This is a genomic window from Nocardia sp. NPDC058480 (genome assembly GCF_042720495.1).
Lineage (GTDB): Bacteria > Actinomycetota > Actinomycetes > Mycobacteriales > Mycobacteriaceae > Nocardia.
The window spans coordinates 23,044-29,043 of the sequence record NZ_JBHXMN010000028.1 but is presented as its reverse complement, the minus strand read 5'-3'; the positions used below and the strand labels follow the sequence as shown (position 1 = coordinate 29,043).

7 protein-coding genes are annotated in these 6,000 nt (G+C 68.2%); 2 read left to right on the top strand and 5 right to left on the bottom strand.

The window, feature by feature from the left end; genetic code table 11:
- Window positions 1–86: 86 nt before the first annotated feature.
- On the bottom strand, window positions 87–1,079 hold the full coding sequence (locus tag ACFWO8_RS32830) for a DMT family transporter (protein ID WP_378974457.1): 993 nt from the start codon (window positions 1,077–1,079) through the stop codon (window positions 87–89).
- An 84-nt stretch (window positions 1,080–1,163) separates the two neighbouring features.
- Here ACFWO8_RS32830 and ACFWO8_RS32825 point away from each other — a divergent pair, with 84 nt between their 5' ends.
- Window positions 1,164–2,048 (top strand): LysR family transcriptional regulator, encoded by an 885-nt coding sequence (locus ACFWO8_RS32825; protein WP_378974452.1) that lies wholly within the window; start codon window positions 1,164–1,166, stop codon window positions 2,046–2,048.
- A gap of 11 nt (window positions 2,049–2,059) precedes the next feature.
- Here ACFWO8_RS32825 and ACFWO8_RS32820 read toward each other — a convergent pair whose 3' ends face one another.
- Window positions 2,060–2,842: a phosphodiesterase gene (locus ACFWO8_RS32820; RefSeq protein ID WP_378974440.1), complete on the bottom strand. Its 783-nt coding sequence runs from the start codon at window positions 2,840–2,842 to the stop codon at window positions 2,060–2,062.
- A gap of 151 nt (window positions 2,843–2,993) precedes the next feature.
- Complete coding sequence (locus tag ACFWO8_RS32815) at window positions 2,994–3,437, bottom strand: MarR family winged helix-turn-helix transcriptional regulator (RefSeq protein ID WP_378974436.1); 444 nt, start codon at window positions 3,435–3,437, stop codon at window positions 2,994–2,996.
- Window positions 3,438–3,510: 73 nt separating this feature from the next.
- On the opposite strand from ACFWO8_RS32815, the gene ACFWO8_RS32810 reads away from it, so the two are divergent.
- Window positions 3,511–4,119, top strand: a complete 609-nt coding sequence (locus ACFWO8_RS32810) for a TIGR03086 family metal-binding protein (protein WP_378974431.1) — start codon at window positions 3,511–3,513, stop codon at window positions 4,117–4,119.
- Window positions 4,120–4,126: 7 nt separating this feature from the next.
- On the opposite strand, the gene ACFWO8_RS32805 is transcribed toward ACFWO8_RS32810, so the two are convergent.
- A complete protein-coding gene (locus ACFWO8_RS32805; protein ID WP_378974426.1) occupies window positions 4,127–4,894 on the bottom strand; it encodes an RluA family pseudouridine synthase in 768 nt (255 codons plus the stop codon).
- Window positions 4,895–4,976: 82 nt separating this feature from the next.
- Window positions 4,977–5,963 carry an adenylate/guanylate cyclase domain-containing protein gene (locus ACFWO8_RS32800; protein ID WP_378974421.1) on the bottom strand — a complete coding sequence of 329 codons (987 nt, stop codon included), beginning with the start codon at window positions 5,961–5,963 and terminating at the stop codon, window positions 4,977–4,979.
- Window positions 5,964–6,000: the final 37 nt, after the last annotated feature.

The following is a 6,000-nucleotide window of genomic DNA, read 5'->3' as shown; positions in this document are numbered from 1 at the left end:
GAGCGCTAACCGGCGACCCGGCCGCGGACCGGCCACTTCGTGGCCGCCGCTCCCCAGGGGTCGCGGGTGCGGGGTTGGGAGTGCGGTCATGGCGGTCTTGGGGTGTACGGGGTGGCTGGGGTGCGGTCATGGCGGTCTTGGGGTGTGCTGGGTGGCTGGGGTGCGGTCATGGCGGTTTTGGGGTGTGTGGTGTGGCTGGGGCGGTCTTGGGTGCGGTGGAACATGGTCGGCTTCAGGCGGGCGATCGCAACGCCGGTCAGGCACAGGGTGCCGCCGAGGAGGGCTGTTGGGGTCGGTACTTCCGCGAGGAATATCCAGGACATGAGGATGGCCAGCGCGGGTACGGCGTAGCTCGAGGAAGCCGTCACTCCGGCGGGGGTGTGGGCGAGGGCGTAGGCCCAGAGGAGGAAGGCGAGGGCGGTTGATACCAGGCCCAGGTAGACGACGCCGATGGTGGCGGAGAGTGGTGCTCGGGCCAGTTCGTGTGCCATTTTCGGGGCCCACGGCAGTAGAACGACGGCACCGGCCACCGCGCCGAGGGTCGTGGCGGTCAGCGGGTCGGTGGACCGCAGTACGAGCTTTTGCGCCACCACGCTGATGCCGTAGAGCAGGGCGGCTGCCACCGCGAGTGCGACGCCGACGCGGTCACGTTGGCCTGGCCCGGTGAACGCGATGATCGCGGCGCCGCTGAAGCTGACGGCGATACCGACGACGAGCAGCGGCGGGAAGCCTTCGTTCAGGAACAACCCCGCGAGCACCGCGACCACGATGGGCGCGATATTCACCAGCAGCGCGGTGGTGCCCGCGTCCAGATGCTGTTCGGCGGCGTTCACCAGCACCGTGTACAGCCCGAACCACAGCACGCCGTAGGCCAGGGTGAGCCACAGCGCCAGGCCGCGCGGCATCCGGCCGCCGCGAAACGCCAGCACCAGCACCAGCACGATCGCGCCGACGAGCAGTCGCCCGGATGCCATCGCCGCGGCCGAGACGTAGGGCGCGATGCCGCGAATGATCACGAACGACGACGCCCAGGCCAGCATCACGGCAACCAGGGCGAGCGCGGGCAGGCGGGACGTCATACGTCCACGGTGAACCACTCGAGTGGTAAGCACAAGCGGGTATTCGCCATCTATCATTCAGTAATACTGAAGTGAGGAGTTGCCGTGATCGACACGCATCGCTTGATGATCTTCCGCTCCGTGGTCGCGACCGGCTCGGTGGCCGCGGCGGCGTCGACGCTCGGCTACTCGCCGTCGGCGATCTCCCAGCACCTCGCCGCGCTCCAGCGCGAAACCGGCTTGCAGCTGCTGGAACGGGTGGGCCGCGGGGTGGAGCCGACCCCGGCGGGGCGGGTGATCGCGGGCGAGGCCGCCAAGGTGCTCGACGAGCTGACCGCGCTCGGGTCGACGGTGTCGGACCTGCGGGCGGGCAAGGCTGCCCGGATCACGATCAACTCGTTCAGTTCGGCGGGCACCAACTGGATGCCCGACGTGGTCGCCACCCTCACCCACGAATTCCCCGACACCAGGGTCCGGCTCCGGATCGTCGACGAACTGGCCGCGGTATCGGACAACCGACCCGACATCGCGCTCACGGTTCGCCTCGACAAACCCGCCCAGGTCTCCGGCTACACCCATCGCGACCTGATGACCGAGCCCTACGTAGCCGTGGTCCCCGCCGACCACGAACTCGCGGCCCGCACCACCGTCGACGTGGTCGAACTCGAGCAATACCGCTGGATCGACAACGACACCAGCCACGGCCCGTGTCGGCAGGCGATGCTGAATGCCTGTGCCGCAGCGGGTTTCACCCCTCGGTTCGTGGTGGAAACCACCGACTATCCGTCAGCGCTGCGATTCGTGGCGCGCGGTGTCGGCATCACCGTCGTCCCTCGCCTCGGCGCCATGGACCTGCCGCCCGGTTCTCGCGCGCTGGAGCTGACCAACCCGACTCCGCGTCGCACGGTCTGTGCCCATATCAAGGACTCCGAGTCGTGCAACCCGGTCGTCACCCGGACGATGGAATTACTGCGGGCGGCAGCGGGTTAGATGACGGGCGATCAGGCGGGTGGGGGCTCGGCCAGCCAGCCGCCCATCGCCACTGTGCGGAAATGTGTTGTGAGGCCGAAGTTCTCATCGATGACGTGGAGTGCGATGGCGGGGTCGGGGGCATAGTCCATGACGCGGTGGGGTGGCGTCACCTCCCATTCGCCGCCGAGGACGGAAGCGGTGCTGGGGCAGCTGATCATGGGTTTGCCCGCGAAGGTCGTCGCGATGGGGGAGTGGGCGTGGCCGGTGAGGATGCCGACAATGCGTGGATCGCCCGCGACGACGGCGGCCAGTCGACCGGGGTCGGCGAGCGCGATCACATCGACGACGGGACTGAACACCGGCTTGGGCGGGTGGTGCAGGGCCACCAGGATGGGGCCATCGGGCGCCTCGGCGAGCGTCGCGCGCAGCCAGTCGAAGGTGTCCTCGCCCAGCAGACCGGGCGATTCGCCGGGGATGCTCGAGTCGAGCATGACCACGGTGAGCGCGCCGACCCGGTGGACGCTGTTGATGGGGGTGGTCGAGGCGGGCTCGTCCAGCAGCGCGGTGCGGAAGTTCGCGCGGTCGTCGTGGTTGCCCGGCAGCAGGTACACGGGGATGTCACCGCCGCGCAGGGCCAGTCGTGCTTGCGCGTACTGCTCCGGCTTACCGGAATCGGTGATATCGCCGGTCACGAGAATGACGTCGGGCTTGCGCGGCAGGTCCGCCAGGTAGCCCATCACCGCCTCCACCCGTTCGGTATTGCGCGCGCTGAGGTCGAAGTGGGTATCGCTGAGCTGAGCCGCCAGGATCATCGGCAGTCGCTTTCTTCTCTGGGATCGCTCCGTTGCGTCAGAGTGTGCCGGTATGACTCATCGGCACCTCTCCAGGCTAGATGACCTGCGTTTATCCGTCTTCATGAGCCGTGCCACGGGTCGAAACCCAAGACGTGGTCTGTGTCACTCATCACCGCTGCGATGTCGCGGTTGTGGTGCGGTCGGCGAGCGTTTGTAGTACACGAAGGAAAGTACGGCGATCGGCGGCGGGGACCTCGGCCAGTAGCCGCTGCTCCTGCTCCTGGATGTCGTGTTGGGCGCGGTCGCGCAGGTCGGCGCCGTCGGCGGTGAGCCGGATCAGGTTGACGCGCCGATCGGCCGGATCGGGCTCGCGCAGGATCAAGCCGCGCTGCTGGAGGTCGTCGAGGACGGGGATGATCCGGGTCTTGTCCGCCCGGATCGCCTTGGCGAGCGCGGCCTGGGTGTGGACGGGCCGCTCGTCGAGTCCGAGCAGTACCACGTACGCCCACATCGTGAGCCCGTGGCGGTCGAGGACGGGCCGCTCCGCCTCGGTCAGCGCACGGCCGAGTGGGACGAGCATGGCCGCGAGATCCGGGCGGGTCGCTTTCGGCATGGTCGAAATCTACCGCCGGGCGGATCGTTCGATAACCCTTGGCAGATGATAAGCATGAGCGTACGGTCAGCGTATGCATACTATTTCGGAGGAAGATCGACTGCTGCTCGCCCGGCACGAGCGTGCCGTGCGGCTGAGTATCGACGCGGTCGAGGCGGCGTCCGAGGCGCCGTTGTCGATCGAAACACCCTGTGCCGGTTGGGATCTACGTGCCCTGCTGGAACACATGGGCACTCAGAATCGCGGTTTCGCCGCGGCCGCTCGCGGTGCGAACGACCCGGCGGTCTGGGTGGTGAACCACGCCGTCGATCCGATCGGCGACTATGTACGGTCCGCGCACGAGGTGGTCGAAGCCTTCGCCGCGGGCGAGGCCCGCACCGTGTTTCTCCCGGAGATCCCACCGGGTCACTTCCCCGCCGCGACCGCCCTCGGATTCCATCTCATCGACAGCGTCGTCCACGCCTGGGACGTCGCCCGATCGGTCGGCCACGTCATCGACTTGGACGCCGACCTGGCCCCCGCGGCCCTGCGCATCGCCGAAGCGGTCCCCACCGGCCGGGCTCGCCTTCGCCCCGGCGCCGCCTTCGGTCCCGCGCTGGAGGTCGCGGATACGACCGCGACCCTGGCCCGCATCCTGGGAATCCTCGGCCGCTCACCCGAGTGGCTGCCGAGCCGGGCGTAAGACGTGTTCAGCCGGAAATCAGCTGTGCGGCGGTGTACAGAAGTCGCGCGGCTTCGGCTGGGTCGCTGGTGAACGGCTCCCAGAAGTCGGGTCCGGGGACGGCCTCTAGGTCGAGGACCGGTGGGGTCAGCCAGTCGGCGTCGAGGCCGAGCTTCCAGGAGTGCAGGTGGGTGCGGGGGAGCGCGGCGGTGCGCTCGAAGAGCGGGTCGCCCAGGATCGGGTGGCCGATCCAGGCCAGTTGCACGCGAATCTGATGGCGACGCCCGGTCACCGGCCGCAGCGCGAGCAGCGCGTGCTCGCCGTGCCGGGCGACGGTGCTGAACAAGGTCCGCGACGGATAGTTCTTCGCGGGCAGCAGGTCCGCCTCGTCGATGAACCACCGATCACCCGCGCGCTTGATCGCCTCCCGCGGCGCCGCGATACGCACCCGATTCTTGCGCCCCACGCTCAGCGGCAGATCGATCTCGCCACGATCGGGCAGGTCGGTGCCCGACACGATCGCCAGATACGCCTTACGGGCGGTTTGATTGTTGAACTGCCTGGTCAACGGTCCGTGCGCGGCCAGATCGATAGCCAGCAGCACCAGCCCGGATGTCACCTTGTCGATCCGGTGCACCGGATACAACTGGGTCCCCGCCGCCTGCGCCAGCTCCACCAGATCGGTGTCGTGGCGTTCCCCGGTCACCGAGATCCCCGACGGCTTGTTCAACGCGAGCACCGTGTCATCGGCGAACACGGTGTAGTCCTCGCGCACGCTGCGCCAATCCAAGTCCACTACGACACCCTAGGCAATGGTGTGCCTGTTTCGCTCGACGGCTGGTCAGCGGGCTGCCATGCCGGGACTTCGGATATCGCGATCATGCCTGCCGCAGGCGGTGTGGGCGCAGGCGGTTGAAGCCGCGCACACGGACGCTGCGCAGGTGCCGGATGGCGAATTCGGGGTTGTCGTCGAGAGCAACGGCGGCGGCATCGTCGATGAGGATGTTGCCCGGTCGGGCGACGCCGGTGAGCCGGGCGGCGATATTGACCACCGAGCCGTAGAGGTCCCCGAAGCGTTGCAGCACCTCGCCGTAGGCGAAGGCGACGCGCAGTTCCGGGGTGCCGCCGACGAGCATGGTCGACTCCTGGATGGCCAGCGCGATGCGGGCCGCGGCGGCCGCGGTCTCGGCGGCGTACATCACCTCGTCGCCGACATTCTTGATCACCCAGCCGCCGTTGTCGGTGATCGCGGAGGTGGTGGTCGACTCGAAAGCTTCGAGCAGCGTGGACAATTCGTCGGGATGCAGGTGCCTGGTGAGCCGGGTGAAGCCGACCATGTCGGCGAATCCCACCGCCAGTGTCCGCATCGAACCGTCGCCCTGCGCCTCGGTCGACCTGGCGACCGCGGCCGCCAGATGTCTGCGCCACACATACGCCTGCAACTGCTCGATGCCGGCCATCGTGGATTCCGTTGCGGCCCTTATCCGTTCCTCCAGGGGAACCGCGGGATCGGCCGCGGCGGCGCGCACCTTGATCTCGGCCAGCACCAGATCGGCCTGCCACTCCGCCAGCCGCGCCATGCCCTGACCGATCGTCCGCGCGGCCGCGGCCTGCTGCCGAATATTGGACGCGGCAACAACTTTCATGCTCCGAAAGTTGGTGACCGCGGTGATGTCGATCTGCGTGAAGTCGACCTCGTCGTCATCATTGGCCGGAAACCCCAGCGCCGTCCACAACCGCCGCGATTCCGCCTCGGGCACCCCCGACTGCTCGGCCACCTGGGTGCGCGTATATCGCCGCGGGCCACCGAGCAGGGCCTGTTCGACACTGCGCTGCACCAACTCGGTCATCTCGGGCTCCGGCATACCCAAACTGTACGACTGTGCCGCGCGCGCGAGCGCC